Source organism: Achromobacter sp. MUI-25009338 (genome assembly GCF_057359325.1).
Window position 1 is genome coordinate 3,310,155 of record NZ_CM170627.1, and the last position, 15,732, is coordinate 3,325,886.

General features: G+C 67.6%; 11 protein-coding genes. 6 read left to right on the forward strand and 5 right to left on the reverse strand.

What is annotated here, in order from left to right; translation table 11 throughout:
• Positions 1–615, forward strand: a complete 615-nt coding sequence (locus AC1IQ6_RS15680) for an SCO family protein (protein WP_102770871.1) — start codon at positions 1–3, stop codon at positions 613–615.
• Positions 616–715: 100 nt separating this feature from the next.
• Positions 716–967, forward strand: coding sequence for a GlsB/YeaQ/YmgE family stress response membrane protein (locus AC1IQ6_RS15685; protein WP_102770870.1), 252 nt, complete (start codon positions 716–718; stop codon positions 965–967).
• A 230-nt stretch (positions 968–1,197) separates the two neighbouring features.
• On the opposite strand, the gene adeC is transcribed toward AC1IQ6_RS15685, so the two are convergent.
• Genes adeC through AC1IQ6_RS15700 form a run of 3 tightly spaced genes read right to left on the reverse strand, consistent with a single transcriptional unit; the run spans position 1,198 to position 7,029 of the window.
• Positions 1,198–2,661 (reverse strand): AdeC/AdeK/OprM family multidrug efflux complex outer membrane factor, encoded by a 1,464-nt coding sequence (gene adeC / locus AC1IQ6_RS15690; RefSeq protein WP_102770869.1) that lies wholly within the window; start codon positions 2,659–2,661, stop codon positions 1,198–1,200.
• Complete coding sequence (locus AC1IQ6_RS15695) at positions 2,658–5,819, reverse strand: efflux RND transporter permease subunit (protein ID WP_111825304.1); 3,162 nt, start codon at positions 5,817–5,819, stop codon at positions 2,658–2,660. The genes adeC and AC1IQ6_RS15695 overlap by 4 nt, the downstream gene beginning before the upstream one ends.
• Positions 5,820–5,832: 13 nt before the next feature.
• Positions 5,833–7,029 (reverse strand): efflux RND transporter periplasmic adaptor subunit, encoded by a 1,197-nt coding sequence (locus AC1IQ6_RS15700; protein ID WP_111825305.1) that lies wholly within the window; start codon positions 7,027–7,029, stop codon positions 5,833–5,835.
• 323 nt (positions 7,030–7,352) lie between these two features.
• On the opposite strand from AC1IQ6_RS15700, the gene AC1IQ6_RS15705 reads away from it, so the two are divergent.
• The gene (locus AC1IQ6_RS15705; RefSeq protein WP_111825306.1) at positions 7,353–8,258 is read left to right on the forward strand and encodes a LysR family transcriptional regulator; all 906 of its coding nucleotides are present in this window, start codon (positions 7,353–7,355) and stop codon (positions 8,256–8,258) included.
• Positions 8,259–8,346: 88 nt separating this feature from the next.
• On the opposite strand, the gene AC1IQ6_RS15710 is transcribed toward AC1IQ6_RS15705, so the two are convergent.
• Complete coding sequence (locus AC1IQ6_RS15710) at positions 8,347–9,078, reverse strand: pseudouridine synthase (RefSeq protein ID WP_102771801.1); 732 nt, start codon at positions 9,076–9,078, stop codon at positions 8,347–8,349.
• Positions 9,079–9,236: 158 nt separating this feature from the next.
• Here AC1IQ6_RS15710 and AC1IQ6_RS15715 point away from each other — a divergent pair, with 158 nt between their 5' ends.
• From AC1IQ6_RS15715 to AC1IQ6_RS15725, 3 genes are all read left to right on the forward strand, one after another.
• A complete protein-coding gene (locus tag AC1IQ6_RS15715) occupies positions 9,237–10,400 on the forward strand; it encodes a GGDEF domain-containing protein (protein WP_485864899.1) in 1,164 nt (387 codons plus the stop codon).
• Between the two features lie 65 nt (positions 10,401–10,465).
• Positions 10,466–13,222 (forward strand): autotransporter family protein, encoded by a 2,757-nt coding sequence (locus AC1IQ6_RS15720; RefSeq protein WP_485864900.1) that lies wholly within the window; start codon positions 10,466–10,468, stop codon positions 13,220–13,222.
• Between the two features lie 68 nt (positions 13,223–13,290).
• Positions 13,291–13,917 (forward strand): chorismate--pyruvate lyase family protein, encoded by a 627-nt coding sequence (locus tag AC1IQ6_RS15725; protein WP_102770864.1) that lies wholly within the window; start codon positions 13,291–13,293, stop codon positions 13,915–13,917.
• A gap of 13 nt (positions 13,918–13,930) precedes the next feature.
• Here the strand turns inward: AC1IQ6_RS15725 and AC1IQ6_RS15730 are convergent, their stop codons facing one another.
• Positions 13,931–15,661 carry a sensor domain-containing diguanylate cyclase gene (locus AC1IQ6_RS15730; RefSeq protein ID WP_485864901.1) on the reverse strand — a complete coding sequence of 577 codons (1,731 nt, stop codon included), beginning with the start codon at positions 15,659–15,661 and terminating at the stop codon, positions 13,931–13,933.
• Between the last annotated feature and the right edge of the window lie 71 nt (positions 15,662–15,732).

The following is a 15,732-nucleotide window of genomic DNA, read 5'->3' on the forward strand; positions in this document are numbered from 1 at the left end:
ATGCGACACCTCATTTCCGGCCGCGCCTGGCGTGGCCTGCTGCTGGCTTTCTGCGTATTCCTTGCCGCCTGCGGCGAAAGAAACGTCGACTGGACCCTCTACAACGTCAAGGGCCACCTGCCCGACCTGAAATTCTCGCTGTCCGGCGCCGGCGGCAAAACGGTCAGCAGCGACGACCTCAAGGGCAAGACCGTGCTGCTGTTTTTCGGCTACGCCAGCTGCCCCGACATCTGCCCCACCACCATGGCGCAACTGACGGCCGTGCTGCAGAACCTGGGCGACGAGGCCAAGGACGTGCGCATCCTGTTCGTCAGCGTGGACCCGCACCGCGACACGCCCGACATCCTGCAGGCCTACGTCAACGCCTTCAACAGCAACGCCATCGGCGTCACCGGCGACGAAAAGCAGATCGCCGACCTGGCGCGCCGCTACCGCGTGGCCTACCAGATCGAAAAGCCGCGCCCGGGCGACGACGCCGACATGTACGAGGTCACCCACAGCCGCGGCGTGTACATCTTCGACAAGGACGGCAAGGCCCGCCTGCTGGCCTCGGACACCGACAGCGTCGAGGCGCTGACCAAGGATGTGCGCCAGCTGATCGAGCTGACTTCCTGAGCCGGCGCGCGCCGCATACTTGTTGTTACAGCCGGCGCGACCCGGGCATGGGTATCATCTGTGCACACTGCCCCCTTTTACTCTAGTAAGGAGTACGCGCATGAGCATCATCATCATGATCATCGTCGGGTTCATCGTGGGCCTGATCGCCCGCGCCATCATGCCCGGAGACCAGAACATGGGGATCATCATGACCACGATTCTGGGTATCATCGGCGCCGTCGTCGCCGGCTTCCTCGGGCAATCGCTGGGCTGGTACGCCCCCGGCGAACCGGCCGGCTGGATCGGATCGGTCGTCGGCGCGATCATCGTGCTGTTCGTGGTGGGCCTGATCGCCAAGAAAAGGGCTTGACGGTATGAATGGATGAAAAACGGGGCTGGTCTTTCGACCAGCCCCGTTTTTTTTGTAGAGGGTGTTGCCGGCTGGCGCCGGCTGATGGGTTTCGCGCGGTGGATGTCCGGGTTCTTGCTTAGCAGGTCTCGCGCTGCACCCATCCTACGCAGGTAGCGCCGCCAATCGTAGGATGGGTGCAGCGCGGCACCCTGCAGCCAGTACCCCCGGACTCGATCGCGCGAAACCCATCAGGACCCCGCCTGCGCGCTCGCGGTGCGTTCCGTCCAGCCCCCGCCCAGCACCTTGTACAAGGTGACCAGGTTGGACAGGCGGGCCCGCCGGGTCTCCACCAGCGCCTGCTGCGCGCTGTAGAGCGAGCGCTGCGAGTCCAGCACGCTCAGGTAGTCGTCGATGCCCTGGCGGAAGCGCTGGTCGGACGCGTCATAGGCGCGCTGGTTGGCGGCCACCAGCAGGCGCTGGGCCTCGATCTGCTCGTCCAGCGTGCCGCGCCCGGCCAGGGCGTCGGCCACTTCGCGAAAGCCGGTCTGGATGGCTTTCTCGTATTGCGCGACCTGGATGTTCTTCTGCACCTTGGCCAGGTCCAGGCCAGCCAGCAGCGAGCCGCCGGCGAAGATCGGCATCGTGATCTGGGGCACGAAGCTCCAGGCGCCCGAGCCGCCTTCGAACAGGCCGCCCAGACTGGCGCTGGCGGTGCCGGCCGAGCCGGTCAGGCTGATGGTCGGGAAGAACGCCGCGCGGGCCGCGCCGATGTTGGCGTTGGCGCCCTTCAACTGGTGCTCGGCGGCGCGGATGTCCGGACGCCGCACCAGCAGGTCCGAGGGCAGCCCGGCCGGCAGCGTGGTCGGCAGCATGCCGTCGTCCAGCCGCTGGGCCTGGTCGAGCGCCGCGGTGATTTCGGGCGACAGCGGCTGGCCCACCAGCAGCACCAGCGCGTTGCGGTCCTGCGCGGCCTGCCGCGTGTACTGCGACAGGTTGCGCTGGGCGGTGCGCAGCGAGGTTTCGGCCTGGCTCAGGTCCAGCGCCGTGGACAGGCCCTGGTCGTAGCTCTGCTGGGTGAGCTTGAAGGAATCCTCCTGGCTCTTGAGGGTGTCGCGGGTCAACGCCAGAAGTTCCTGGTCCGCGCGCAGCGTCAGGTAGGCGTTGGCCACCTCGGCGATCAGCGTGAGCTGCGCCGCGGTGCGCGTTTCGTCCAGCGCCAGATAGGTCTCCAGCGCCTGGTCGCTCAGGCTGCGGATGCGGCCGAACAGGTCCAGCTCCCAGGCCGACATCGCGGCGCCCACCTGGTAGCTGTGGCTGGTGGTGGCGCGTCCGCTGGGCGACAGGTCGGCCGGCGTGCGCTGGGCGCTCTCCTGCCCGGCGATGCCGACGCTGGGCATCAGGTCGGCGCGCTGGATGCGGTACTGCGCGCGCGCGGCCTCGACGTTCAGGGCCGCCACCCGCAGGTCGCGGTTATTGGCCAGCGACTGCTCGATCAGCTGCTGCAGCAGCGGGTCTTCGAAGAAGTCGCGCCACCCGATATCGGCCGTGGCCAGGCCGCCCGCGTCGGCCGGCTGGGCCAAGTCGTAGGCCGCGCCGGTGGGATAGGCCGACTCGACCGGCGCCTCCGGCCGTTCGTAGGTCGGGGCCAGCGAGCAGCCCGCCAGGGCCGCCGCCAGGGATACAGACAGCAAGGTTCTCATCGGGTATTTCATTGCGATTGTCCTTCCGTGGCGCTGGCGTCGTGCTCGTCGACGTTTTCGCTCATGCGCTTGACCTTGAACACGCGCAGCATGACCACGAAGAAGGCCGGAACAAAGAAGATGGCCAGGAAGGTGCCGGTCAGCATGCCGCCGATCACGCCCGTGCCGATGGCGTTCTGGCTGCCCGAGCCGGCGCCGGTGGAGATCGCCAGCGGGGTCACGCCCAGGATGAACGCCATGGACGTCATCAGGATGGGACGCAGGCGCTGGCGGGCGGCGTGGATGGCCGATTCCGTCAGGCTGGCGCCGGCTTCGTAGTGCTCCTTGGCGAACTCCACGATCAGGATGGCGTTCTTGGCCGCCAGGCCGATGGTGGTGAGCAGGCCCACCTGGAAGTACACGTCGTTGGACAGGCCGCGCATCATGGTCGCCAGCAACGCCCCGATAATGCCCAGCGGCACCACCAGCATCACCGCCGACGGGATGGTCCAGCTTTCATACAGCGCCGCCAGGCACAGGAACACCACGATCAGCGAAATCGCGTAGAGCGCGGGCGCCTGGGCGCCGGACAGGCGTTCTTCGAACGACAGGCCGGTCCACTCGAAGCCCACGCCCACCGGCAGCTTGGCCGCCAGCCGCTCCATTTCCTCCATCGCCGCGCCCGAGCTGTAGCCCGGCGCCGCCTGGCCCTGGATGTTGTACGACGGCACGCCGTTGTAGCGGTTCAGCTTCTGCGGGCCGAAGCTCCAGGTGGCCTTGGAGAAGGCCGAGAACGGCACCATGTCGCCGGCCTTGTTGCGCACGTACCACTTGTCCAGGTCTTCCGGCAGCATGCGCGAGGAAGCCTCGCCCTGCGCGAACACCTTCTTCACGCGGCCGCGGTCGATGAAGTCGTTGACGTACGACGAGCCCCAGGCGGTGGCCAGCGTGGCGTTGATGTCCGACACCGCCACGCCCAGCGCGCGCGCCTTTTCGCGGTCGATGTCGAGCTGGTATTGCGGCGCGTCCTCGATGCCGTTGGGACGCACGCCGCGCAGCACCGGGCTCTTGGCCGCTTCGCCCAGCAGCTGGTTGCGCGCGGCCAGCAGCTTCTCGTGGCCCACGCCGGCGCGGTCCATCAGCTGGAAGTCGAAGCCGGTGACGTTGCCCAGCTCCATCACGGCCGGCGGCGGCACCACGAACAGCTGCGCGCGGCGCTCGGTCTTGGCGAAGTGCGCGTTGGCGCGCGCCGCCACGGCGCCGGCCTTCAGGCTGGCGTCGCCGCGCTCTTCCCAGTCGCGCAGCTTGATGAACAGCATGGAGGCGTTCTGGCCGCGGCCGCCGAAGTTAAAGCCGTTGACCGCGAACACCGACACCACGGCGTCCTTCTCTTCGTTCAGCAGATAGGCGGTGGCGTCGTCGATGACGGCCTGGGTCGCCTGCGCCGTCGAGCCGGCCGGGGCCTGGATCTGGGCGAACAGAATGCCCTGGTCCTCGTCCGGCAGGAAGGCGGTGGGAATGCGCGTGAACATCCAGCCCATGGCGATCACCAGCGCCAGGTAGATCAGCATCAGGCGCTTGCTGCGGTTCAGGCCGCGCGCCACCGTGTTGGCGTAGCCGTTGCTGCTGCGGTCGAAACTGCGGTTGAACCAGCCGAAAAAGCCCTTCTTGGAACCGTGATGGCCCTTGGGAATCGGCTTGAGCAGCGTGGCGCACAGCGCCGGCGTGAACACGATGGCCACGATCACCGACAGCACCATGGACGACACGATGGTGATGGAGAACTGGCGATAGATCACGCCCGTGGAGCCGCCGAAGAACGCCATGGGAATGAACACGGCGGCCAGCACCATGGCGATGCCGATCAGCGCGCCGGTGATCTGCGACATGGACTTGCGCGTCGCCTGCTTGGGCGACAGCCCTTCTTCGGCCATCACCCGCTCGACGTTCTCGACCACCACGATGGCGTCGTCGACCAGCAGGCCGATGGCCAGCACCATGCCGAACATGGTCAGCGTATTGATGGAATAGCCGAACGCCGCCAGCACTGCGAACGTGCCCAGCAGCACCACCGGCACGGCCAGCGTGGGGATGATGGTCGCGCGGAAGTTCTGCAGGAACAGGTACATCACCAGGAACACCAGGATGATGGCCTCGATCAGCGTCTTGAACACTTCATGGATCGACAGGCTGACGAACGGCGTCGTGTCATACGGATAGACGACGTCCATGCCCGGCGGGAAGTAAGGCTTCAGGCTGTTGATGGTGTCGCGCACCGCCTGCGCCGTGTCCAGCGCGTTGGCGCCCGGCGCCAGCTTGACGGCCAGGCCCGAGGCCGGCTTGCCGTTGTAGTAGCTGTCGATGGCGTAGGTCTGCCCGCCCAGCTCGATGCTGGCGACGTCGCCCAGGCGCACCTGCGAGCCGTCGGTGTTGACCTTGAGCAGGATGCGCTCGAAGTCTTCCGGTTTCTCCAGGCGCGACGGGCCGATGATGGTGGCGTTGAGCTGCTGGCCGCGCACTGACGGCAGGCCGCCCAGCTGGCCGGACGACACCTGTACGTTCTGCTCCTTGATGGCGTTGACCACGTCGACCGTGGTCAGGCCGAAGTTCACCAGCTTGGCCGGGTCCAGCCAGATGCGCATCGCGTACTGCGAACCGAACAGCTGGAAGTCGCCCACGCCCTGCGTGCGGCTGATGGGGTCCTGGACGTAGGACGCGACGTAGTCGGCCAGGTCGTCCTTGGTCATCGAGCCGTCGGTGGACACGAAGCCGGCCACCATCAGGAAGTTCTTGGTGGCCTTGGTGACGCGGATGCCCTGCTGCTGCACTTCCTGCGGCAGCAGCGGCTGCGCCAGCGACAGCTTGTTCTGCACCTGCACCTGCGCGGTGTCGGGGTTGGTTCCCTGCGCGAAGGTCAGCGTGATGGACATGCTGCCGTCGGAATTGCTTTCCGAGGAGATGTATTGCAGGCCGTCCAGGCCGTTCATCTGCTGCTCGATCACCTGGACCACGGTGTCCTGCACGGTCTGCGCCGAGGCGCCCGGGTAGGTCACCGCGATGCCGATGGCCGGCGGCGCGATGTTGGGGTACTGGGCGACCGGCAGCCCCAGGATGGACAGCGCACCGGCCATCATCAGCACGATTGCTATCACCCAGGCGAATACCGGCCTATCTATGAAAAACTTTGCCATGCGAGCTCCCTGACTACTGCTTCGCCGCCGCGGCCGCCTGCGGCTGCGCCGCTTGCGGCGCCTTGGCGCTGGCCTCGGTGGCGATCACTTCCACGCCCGGGCGCACCATCTGCACGCCTTCGACGATGACCTTGTCGCCGGCGGCCAGGCCTTCGGTGACCAGCCACTTGTCGCCGATGGCGCGGTCGGTCTTGAGTTCACGCAGTTCGACCTGGTTCTTGGCGTTGACCACCAGCGCCGTCGGAACGCCGCGCTGGTTGCGGGTCACGCCGCGCTGCGGCACCAGCAGGCCGTCGGCGGCGACGCCGTCGGCCAGGCGGGCGCGCACGAACATGCCCGGCAGCAGGCGGCGGTCCGGGTTAGGGAACACCGCGCGCAGCGTGACCGAGCCGGTGCCCGGATCGACCGTGACTTCGGAGAATTGCAGCTTGCCCTGCTGCGCGTATTGCGAACCGTCTTCCAGCGTGAGCGTCACCAGCGCGGCCTGTTCGCCGTCGGCCTTCTTCAGCTCGCCGCTGGCCAGCGCGTTCTGCAGGCGCAGCAGCTGCACGGTGGACTGCGTCACGTCGACGTAGATCGGATCGATCTGCTGCACCGTGGCCAGCGCCCCGGTCTGGTTGGCCGTGACCAGCGCGCCCTCTGTCACCGTGGAGCGCCCGATGATGCCGTCGATGGGCGACAGCACCTTGGTGTAGACCAGGTTGATGCGCGCCGTGTCCAGCGCGGCGCGGGCCGACAGCACGTCGGCGGCAGCCTGGTCGCGCGCGGCGACGGCGTTGTCGTAGGTCTGCTGGCTGACCGCGCGCGTAGCCACCAGCGGCTTGTAGCGCTCGGCCAGCAGCGCGGCCGTCTTCTGCTGCGCCTGGGCGCGCGCCAGCGCGGCGCGCTGGCTGTCCAGGCTGGCCTGGTACAGCGCGGGATCGATCTGGTAGAGCTGCTGCCCGGCCTTGACCTCGCCGCCCTCGGTGAAGAGGCGCTTCTGGACGATGCCATTGACCTGGGGCCGGACCTCGGCCACCCGGAAGGGCGAAGTCCGGCCCGGCAGTTCGGTGGTCAGGGAAACGGGTTGGGTGGCCAGGGTCACCACGGTCACCTGTGGCTTGCCTGCCTGGGGGGCCTCTTGCTGCTTGCCGCAGGCCGCCAGTGTAAGTGCCGATGCCGTCAGCGTGGCGATCGCCGCGCCGCGCCACATAGCGCTGTTCTTATTCATAGATTGCATTCCCGATTTCCAAAAAATTACCCATGCCGCACCCGCTGCGCGGGCCCTGCGGCCCGTAGGCGTCGCCTGCCGGGCGGGCCCCGGAAGAAAACGCGTCCCCGGGACCGCTGTCGCGCGGTCCGCGTGGATTGGCCGGATGGATTTGCCTAGAACACGCAGGCTGGGCTTTGTCGCATTGCTGCATTGCAGAACTCGCATTCTGCGTTATCCCGCCCGAGAAACAAAGAGTCATCTAGAGAAAACTTCATTCCATATATGGGACAATTTCCAAGCCCTTGATATGACAGAATTCCGCCATGAAACGCTTGCAAGGCATGGAACTTTTCGTCGAAGTCGCGAAAACCCGCAGCTTCAGCCGCGCCGCGGCCACCCTCGGGGTGCCCAAATCGACGCTTTCGCGCCAGGTCGCCGACCTGGAGCGCTCGGTCGGGCTGCGGCTGCTGAGCCGCACCACCCGCAAGGTCGAGCTGACCGACGCCGGCCGCCTGTACTTCGAACGCTGCCAGCGCATCGTGGCCGAGGCGCAGATCGCCCACGAGGAACTGCAGAACCTGGTGGACACGCCGGCCGGGCCGCTGCGGGTCAACATGCCCGCGGATTTCGGCACGGACTTCCTGGCTGAATCGTTCATGGAGTTTTCCCGCCGCTACCCCGACGTCACGTTTTTCCTGGACCTGGCCAATCCGGACCACGCTTCGCGCGTGTTCCAGACCTGCGATGTTTCCATCGAGATCGGCGAACTGCCCGACTCGACGCAGATCGCGAGGCTGCTGGGCATGCTGCCCGCCTACCTGTACGCCTCGCGCGAATACCTGGAGAAGCACGGAGAACCCCGGCACCCCAGCGACCTGACCCGCCACGAGTGCATCGAGTTCCGCGCCGAAGGCGCAGGACGGGTGACCCGCTGGCCGCTGACCGACGGCATTCAGCACATCGAATTCACGCCGGGCAACCGCTTTTCCGTCAACGGCGTGGCCATGGCGCGGCGCCTGGCCATGCTGGGGGCCGGCATCGCGGTGCTGGTGGGCGGCCAACTGGCCGAACAGCAGTCGGGCCAGTTGCAGCGTGTGCTGCCGGACTGGCAACTGGGGCCGTTTCCGGTGTATGCGGTGACCGAGACCCGGCTTCTGCCCGCCAAGACCCGGATCTTCATCGAATTCCTGATGGAGCGCCTGGGAAGCAGCGGGCAGGCGAAGGATACTCCCGGTTTGATGACATAAGCCTGTGCCGGAAACAGACTGAAAAAACTGGCGGGCCCCGACTACAGATGTCGGCGCACACGACCAATCGGGCCGCGCGGCCCGGCGTTCAGAAACGCTCGTCTTCGCGCAGGTAGCGCCATTGCCCCAGCGGCAGGTCGCCCAGCGCCACGCGCCCGATGCGCACGCGCTTCAGGCCCACCACCTTCAGGCCGACCAGTTCGCACATGCGGCGGATCTGGCGTTTCTTGCCTTCGCGCAGCACGAAACGCAGCTGGTCGCTGTTCTGCCAGCGCACCTGCGCCGGGCGCAGCGGCTTGCCATCGAGCGACAGGCCGTGGTTGAGCAGCGCCAGCCCGTTCTCCGACAGGCTGCCCTGCACCCGCACCAGATACTCCTTGTCCACGCTGGAGTCCTCGCCGATCAGGTGCTTGGCGATGCGCCCGTCCTGCGTCAGCACCAGCAGGCCCTGCGAATCGATGTCCAGCCGGCCGGCCACCGCCAGCCCGTCCAGGTGGCCGCGCTCGAACCGGCGCGGTTCGCGGTCGCCGGCATAGCGCGACCGGGCGTCGATCAGCGCGACCGCGGGCGTATAGCCTTTTTCGGCCTGGCCCGACACATAGCCCACCGGCTTGTTGATCAGAATCGTGACGCGCGCGGTCTGGCGCGCCTGCGCGGCGCGCTCCAGCGTAATGACCTGATCGGGAAAGGCCCGGGCGCCCAGCTCGGACACCACCACCCCGTCCACGCGGACCCAGCCGCGCTCGATATAGGCGTCGGCCTCGCGGCGCGAACACAGCCCACGCTCGGACATGAGCTTGGAGATACGTACTTTTTCCATGGGCGGCATTGTAAGCGCAGGCCCGAGGCGGCCAAACCCGGTCCAGTGCCCGCATCGCTTGCAATCCTTGACGGTTGGCCGCTAGCGATACATTGCTACACACTGTAATCTTTTCCGACACAACATTTGCTGCATCCGTTCCACGGTCTCACCCGTCTATGCCCGCAACCCTGCTTGAATGGTCCGTGCCCGCGGCGATCCTGATGTGCGCCATCGGACTCTGGGCCGCGCGCATGGTGGGCTTCAATACCGTCCGGTGGGGCAGCGCCCTCGCCTGCCTGGGCACCGGGTACGCCGTCATGCTCGTGCCGGCCAACGCGCTTTCCCCTTACAAACAAGTGGTCGAGGACGCGTTCATTCTGGGCGGCGTCATATTGGCCTGTCGCGCGCTCCAGAGCCGTCGCCGCGCACCGCCCTCTCCCTACATCGATATTGCGGTCCTGCTGGCCTCGACGGCGATGGTGATCGTCTCGGTCGTCCTATTCTCCAGCGCAAAACTGGAGACGTTCTTCGTCCAGGCCTGTTGCGCGCTCGTGATCTGGCGGGCCACTGTCTCCTTTGCAAGGCAGGTCGCGACCACGTCAGACAAGGTGCTCACCGCCGCGTTTCTCTTCATCGCGCTGGTGCTGACCGGACAGTGCATCCTGTATATCGCCGCGCCGACGCCTGTCGCCATGGACGAATGGAGGACGTCCGTCTGGGGAACCCTGATCCAATACACGGGGCTGCTGGGGAGCATCGTCCTGACGTTCGCGGTGTTCATCGCGACGAGCTACGACGCCATAGAGAAATACCGCCAACAAGCCCATACCGACGCGTTGACAGGCCTGCTGAACCGACAGGGCCTCGATGGTCTTTTCAGCACCGTCGCCAGGTCCGCCACGCCGACCGCGTTGATCATGGCGGACATCGATAATTTCAAGCGCATCAACGATGTGTTCGGGCATCCGTTTGGCGACATGGTGCTGGCGCGATTTGGCGGCCTGCTCAGAACGGCGGCAGAGGCAGGGAATTTCGCCGCTCGGCTGGGCGGAGAAGAGTTCCTGGTGCTGCTGCCGGGAACCAGCCTGGAGCGCGCCGCCGCAGTCGCCGAGGATATCCGCGCGAACTTCGTGGCGCAGCGCTGGACGCCGCACGCGCCCAATTCGCGTTTCACGGCCAGCATGGGCGTGACGCTGGTACAGGCGGGGGAACCGTTGGCCCACGCCTTGAAGCGCGCGGACGACCTGCTCTATGCGGCAAAGCGGAAAGGACGGAACTGCACGGTCGCCGGCGCCGCGCTTGGCCTGTCCGCGCCGGTCGACGCGGGTAATTACCTATGAAAACGGCGCGCCGCGTGCCGTATCGATACCGATAAGGTTCTCAATTATTTCGGGGAGGATTTGCCGTGGTCGCAGCGAGTTGCAATGGCGCGGGGTGGTCGAAATGGATAATCCTGGTCGCCTCCGCGACCGGCTTCGCAACCGCCTCGAGCGCTCAAACAGTCTCCGGTACGGGGGACGTGCAGCCCGGGACGGTCCAGACGCCGGACTGGTCTGTCGGGGGCGATCTGATCGTTGGCAATTCCCTCACCGGGACCTTGACCATCAGCGATGGCGGAACCGTCCGCAACGACTGGGCATTCATAGGCAATCTCAATGGCGGCGTGGGCACGCTGACGGTGTCAGGCCCGTCGACCTGGACCAGCCTCGGCCCGGTATATGTCGGCAACGACCCCGGCAGTAACGGCACGCTCCGCATTCTGAACGGAGGCGTGGCGCAAAGCGCATCGGGCAGCATCGGCTCCGCCGACGGCAGCATCGGAAGCGTCGTCGTTTCCGGACCGGGGTCGGCCTGGAACCTCGCTCCGGTCAGCGCGTTCGACATCGGCGGGGCCGGCCGCGGCACGCTGCAAATCGACAACGGCGGCGCCGTGCATAGCGGTCAGGGGATCATCGGCTGGGACGCCAGCGGCGATGGACGCGTCACGGTATCGGGCCGCGCATCGGTCTGGGCCCCCCTGAACAACATCTACGTCGGTTTCTACGGAACCGGGGATCTGCGCGTCCAGGATGGCGCCGCCGTGCACACCGAAGGCTCGACCGGGCCCGGCGCCGCGGCGACGGTCTACATCGGCGCAGGCGCAGGCGGCGTCGGCACGGTGACCGTATCCAGCGCGACGGCCGACATCTCGACGCTCTCGGCAAGCGACCGCATTGAAGTCGGCTCGGAAGGCACGGGCGCCCTCACTATCGAAAAAGGCGGGCTGGCGGTTGCAGCGAGCAATACGTGGGTCGCCATTGCCGGCACCGCCACCGGCACGCTGAACCTGACCGGCGATGGCAGCGGCCGCGGCGTGCTGGAAACCGGCTCCGTGATCAAGGGCGCCGGCAACGCCGCCTTCAACCTGGATGGCGGCGTCCTGCGCGCCAATCGTGACGAACGCGACTTCCTGAAAGGCTTCGCCACGCAGGCCGTGGGCGGCGAAGGCGCATGGTTCGACACGAACGGACACGACGTCGGCGTGACGACCGCTTTCTCCGGAAGCTCGCGCTTCACCAAGCTGGGCGCGGGCACGCTGACCTTGTCGGGCAACAGCGCCGCGTTCATGGGGACCACCGATGCCCAGGCCGGAACGCTGCAGGTGGATGGCACCCTCGGCGGACCGGTCAATGTGTTCGCGGGCGCGCGGCTCACCGGCACCGGGCGCGTGGGCGCGACGGCCAATCGGGGCACGATCGCGCCGGGTCCGCGCAGCGGCTTCGGCACCCTGACGATCGCCGGCGACTATGCGGCGCAAGGCGGCAATCTGGAAGTCCGCACGCGGCTTGGCGCCGACGATTCGCCGACGGACAAACTGGTGATCACGGGCGACAGCGCCGGCACGACGCCGGTCACGGTGAAGAACATGGGAGGCGTTGGCGCGCAGACCCAGCGAGGCATACAGGTCGTGCAGGTCGATGGCGTCTCGGCGGGACAATTCGACCTGGCCAACGGCGACTACGTCATCGCGGGACGTCCGGCGTTGGTGGCGGGCGCCTATGGCTATGTGCTGCAACAGGATCAGGCTGACGGCGGCTGGTACTTGCGGTCGTCCCTGACCGATCCAGGCTCCCCGCCGACCGATCCCGGCGCGCCCCCTACCGATCCCGGGGCGCCGCCGGCCGGCCCCGGCGCCCCGCCCGCCGGCGGCGGTTCGCCGGGCGCGGAGCCTCCCCTGCTTTATCAGCCCGGCGTGCCGGTCTATGAAGCCTATGCCAATACGCTGCTTCACCTGAGCCGGTTGCCCACCCTGCGCCAGCGCGTCGGCAATCGCGTCTACGATCCCGCGGACGCACGCCGCAACGGCGTATGGAGCCGCCTGGAGGGCACGACGAGCCGGCTCGAACCTTCTGTGTCCACCACGGGCGCGCGGCAGGACATCGATAGCTGGAAGGCGCAATTCGGCGTTGACCGCGTCCTGGCCGGTCAGGCAGAGGGCTCCCGTCTGGTGGGCGGCCTGGCCTTTCATTACGGCAAGGCCGACACGCGCGTGTCGTCGGCGTACGGCGACGGCGCGATCGACACCACCTCCTATGGCCTGACGCCGACGCTGACCTGGTACGGCGAAAATGGCGTCTACCTCGATACCCAGGCCCAGGCGGCGTGGTTCGACAGCGACCTCGATTCCCGGCTGGCCGGCACGCTGAAGAAGGGCCGCAAGGCCCAGAGCTACGGGCTGGGCGTCGAAGCGGGCAAGGCTTTCGGATTGGCAGAGGGACTCTCCCTGATCCCGCAGGCGCAACTGACATACGCCGCGACCCGCTTCGACAGCTTCAACGACAAGTTCGGCGCGCATATCGAAAGCGACAAGGGCGACAGCTTGCTGGGCCGCCTCGGCATCGCGCTGGACTACAAAAGCAATTGGCAAACAGCCGGCGTGAACAGGTCATCGAACGTCTACGGCGTCGTCAACGTGAAACATGAATTCCTGGACGGAACGCGTGTGCGCGTGGCCGGCGTGCCGGCGGCGAGCCGTATGGCGCGAACCTGGGGCAGCATGGGAGCGGGAGCGGACTACCGTTGGGGAGAGCGCTACGCGATCTACGGCCAGATCGACGTCGATGCGGACTTTTCGGGCAGCTATATTGCCACCGCGACGGCGGGTTTCAGGATGATGTTCTAGGGCTGGACAGGCTGATGGGCGCGCGCAACAAACCCTGTGACCCACCGCTGTTGGCATAATACGCAGCCATGACAAGCCTAGCAGTCCTTTCCCCTCCCCTTGCCCCGGGCTGGCTGGCGGCCGCCCCGCCGCTGTTGCCCGCCGCCATGCGGCACTGGTTGTTCCGTCCCGGCGCGCTGACCGCCGGCCTGCGCCAGGTCGGCCAGGTCCGCCTGCGGGTGCTGGCCGAGTACGCCGACGGCGCGCCGGCCGACGAGGCGCGCGCCATGCGCATCGCGCCCGGCAGCCCGGTCTGGGTGCGTGAAGTCCTGATGTCGATCGACGGCGTGGACAGCGTGCCGGCCCGCAGCCTGACGCCGCTGACGGCCTCGCACGGCGCCTGGCAGGGCATGCGGCGCCTGTCGACGCGGCCGCTGGCGGACATGCTTTACCACGACCGCACCGTGATCCGTTCGCCCTTCGCCTGCCGCCGCCTGGCCGCGCCGGTGCCGTTTTATGCGACGGCGCTGCGGGCGCTGGGCGTCGCGCGCCACGACATCGGCGCCGCCGGAGTCTGGGCGCGGCGCTCGGTGTTCTGGCGCATGGGCCAGCCACTGCTGGTGGCCGAGTGCTTCCTGCCCGGCTTCTGGACGCTTACCGCTGGGCGCACGCCCCCGCCCCTGCAGGCGCATCAACGCACGCCGGGCGCGCGCTGAGGCACACCCGGCGCTATCGCGAAAACACCGAGGGCGCGGATTCGATGCGGTTGCGCCCGAGCTGCTTGGCGTTGTAGAGCGCGCGGTCGCTGCGGCTCAGCGCCAGTTCGGCGGCTTCGTCCATGGTGTGCATGGTGGATATGCCGATGCTGACGGTCAGCGGAATGTGCCGCCCGCCGGCCTGGAACGGGGCGTCGGCGATGCGCTGCTGCACCCGCGCGGCGAAGGCGTGGGCGCGCTCCATATCGGTGTCGGGCAGCACCACGGCGAACTCCTCGCCGCCTATGCGCCCCACCAGGTCCACGGCCCGCAGCTGGCCGCGCAGCGTGTTGGCGAAGTGGCGCAGCACGCCGTCGCCGATCGCATGGCCCCAGGTGTCGTTGATCTGCTTGAAATGATCCAGGTCGCACATCAGGACGGCGGCGCAATCGCTGTTCTGCCGCTTGATCCGGGCCAGCTCCGCCTCGATGCGCGACATGAAGTGGCGGCGGTTGGGCAAGGTGGTCAGGGCGTCGGTGGCGGCCAGTTCGCGCAGCTCGAAATCGGCGCGCTTGCGGTCGGTGATGTCGGTGACGAAGCCGTGCCAGACCACCGAGCCGTCGGGCGCGGTGCGCGGGCTGGCGTCGCCCTGGCGCCAGCGCAGGCCCTGGCGCGGCAGGCAGACGCGGAACTCCTGATGCCAGTGCGTGCGGGCGGCGGCTGCGGCCTGCAGCGAGGCGTGGTAGGCGGGCAGGTCGTCGGGATGGACGCGCTGTTCGATGGCGGCCGCGCCTTGCTGGACGTCCTGGGGCGTCAGTTCGAACATGTCCCAGATGCCTGCGCTGACGTAGAGAAAGCGCGCCGGTCCGCCCCCGGACCGCTGGCCGCACTGGAACACCATGCCGGGCACGGCGTCGGTCAGGTTCACCAGCAGGTCGGCCGTGCGCTGCAGCCGCTCCGACATGGCCCGCATGGCGCTGATGTCGGTGGTGGTTCCCATCATGCGCAGGGCCCGGCCCTGCGCGTCGCGGCTGACGACCTTGCCGCGGCTGCAGATCCATTTGTAGCTGCCGTCCTTGCAGAGGATGCGGTGCTCGACCTCGTAGCTTTCGGTCTTGCCCTCGAAATGCGCCTGCATGGCCGCGCGCACGTAGTCGGCGTCGTCGGGGTGCAGGCGCTTGTACGCATCCTCGATGCGGTTGGTGAGTTCGGATTCGCCGTAGCCCAGCAGCGCTTTCCAGCCGGCCGAATACGTGATCTCGCCGGTCACGACATTGCGGTCCCAGACGCCGGTGCCGCTGCCGGCCACAGCCATCGACAGGTTGCGGGCCTCTACGCGCCAGCTGTCTTCGGCCGCCCGTTCGGCGGCCAGCGCCCGGCGCTTTTCGACCGCCGCGGCCGCCAGCGCGGCGTAGTCTTCCAGGGACTGGCGGTCTTGCGGGCCGAATTCGCGGGCCTGCCCATGCAGCAGCCGGAACGTGCCCATCTGGCGGCCATCCTCGTCCAACAGCGGGCATTCCGCAGCGAAAGCGGGCTGAGTGGCCGCGGGCGGCGCGCCGGCCTGGGCCTGCCAGAGGCCGTCGGCGTCGCTGCAGGCCACCAGCACCATGTCCACGCCGAACTGGCGCCGGGCCAGCCGGGCGAGCCGGTCCAGCGGGCCGTCCGGCTCGGGCTGCGCCTTGCCCGCGCCGGCGGCGGGCGCGGGACCAGGTGCGCAAGGAAAATCACCTGTAGCAGGCATTTCGGACCATCGCAGCAAGTTCATCGACGCGGTCATGTGCCGGCCGCGGATGACATTTTGTCACGTCCAGCACCAAAATGGCATTGTTTTACACG

Bases quoted from the DNA above. Each gene is read 5' to 3' on its own strand.
- AC1IQ6_RS15680 (WP_102770871.1), top strand. From the start codon at position 1: ATGCGACACCTCATTTCCGGCCGCGCCTGGCGTGGCCTGCTGCTGGCT.
- AC1IQ6_RS15685 (WP_102770870.1), top strand. From the start codon at position 716: ATGAGCATCATCATCATGATCATCGTCGGGTTCATCGTGGGCCTGATC.
- adeC (WP_102770869.1), bottom strand. From the start codon at position 2,661: ATGAAATACCCGATGAGAACCTTGCTGTCTGTATCCCTGGCGGCGGCC.
- AC1IQ6_RS15695 (WP_111825304.1), bottom strand. From the start codon at position 5,819: ATGGCAAAGTTTTTCATAGATAGGCCGGTATTCGCCTGGGTGATAGCA.
- AC1IQ6_RS15700 (WP_111825305.1), bottom strand. From the start codon at position 7,029: ATGAATAAGAACAGCGCTATGTGGCGCGGCGCGGCGATCGCCACGCTG.
- AC1IQ6_RS15705 (WP_111825306.1), top strand. From the start codon at position 7,353: ATGGAACTTTTCGTCGAAGTCGCGAAAACCCGCAGCTTCAGCCGCGCC.
- AC1IQ6_RS15710 (WP_102771801.1), bottom strand. From the start codon at position 9,078: ATGGAAAAAGTACGTATCTCCAAGCTCATGTCCGAGCGTGGGCTGTGT.
- AC1IQ6_RS15715 (WP_485864899.1), top strand. From the start codon at position 9,237: ATGCCCGCAACCCTGCTTGAATGGTCCGTGCCCGCGGCGATCCTGATG.
- AC1IQ6_RS15725 (WP_102770864.1), top strand. From the start codon at position 13,291: ATGACAAGCCTAGCAGTCCTTTCCCCTCCCCTTGCCCCGGGCTGGCTG.
- AC1IQ6_RS15730 (WP_485864901.1), bottom strand. From the start codon at position 15,661: ATGAACTTGCTGCGATGGTCCGAAATGCCTGCTACAGGTGATTTTCCT.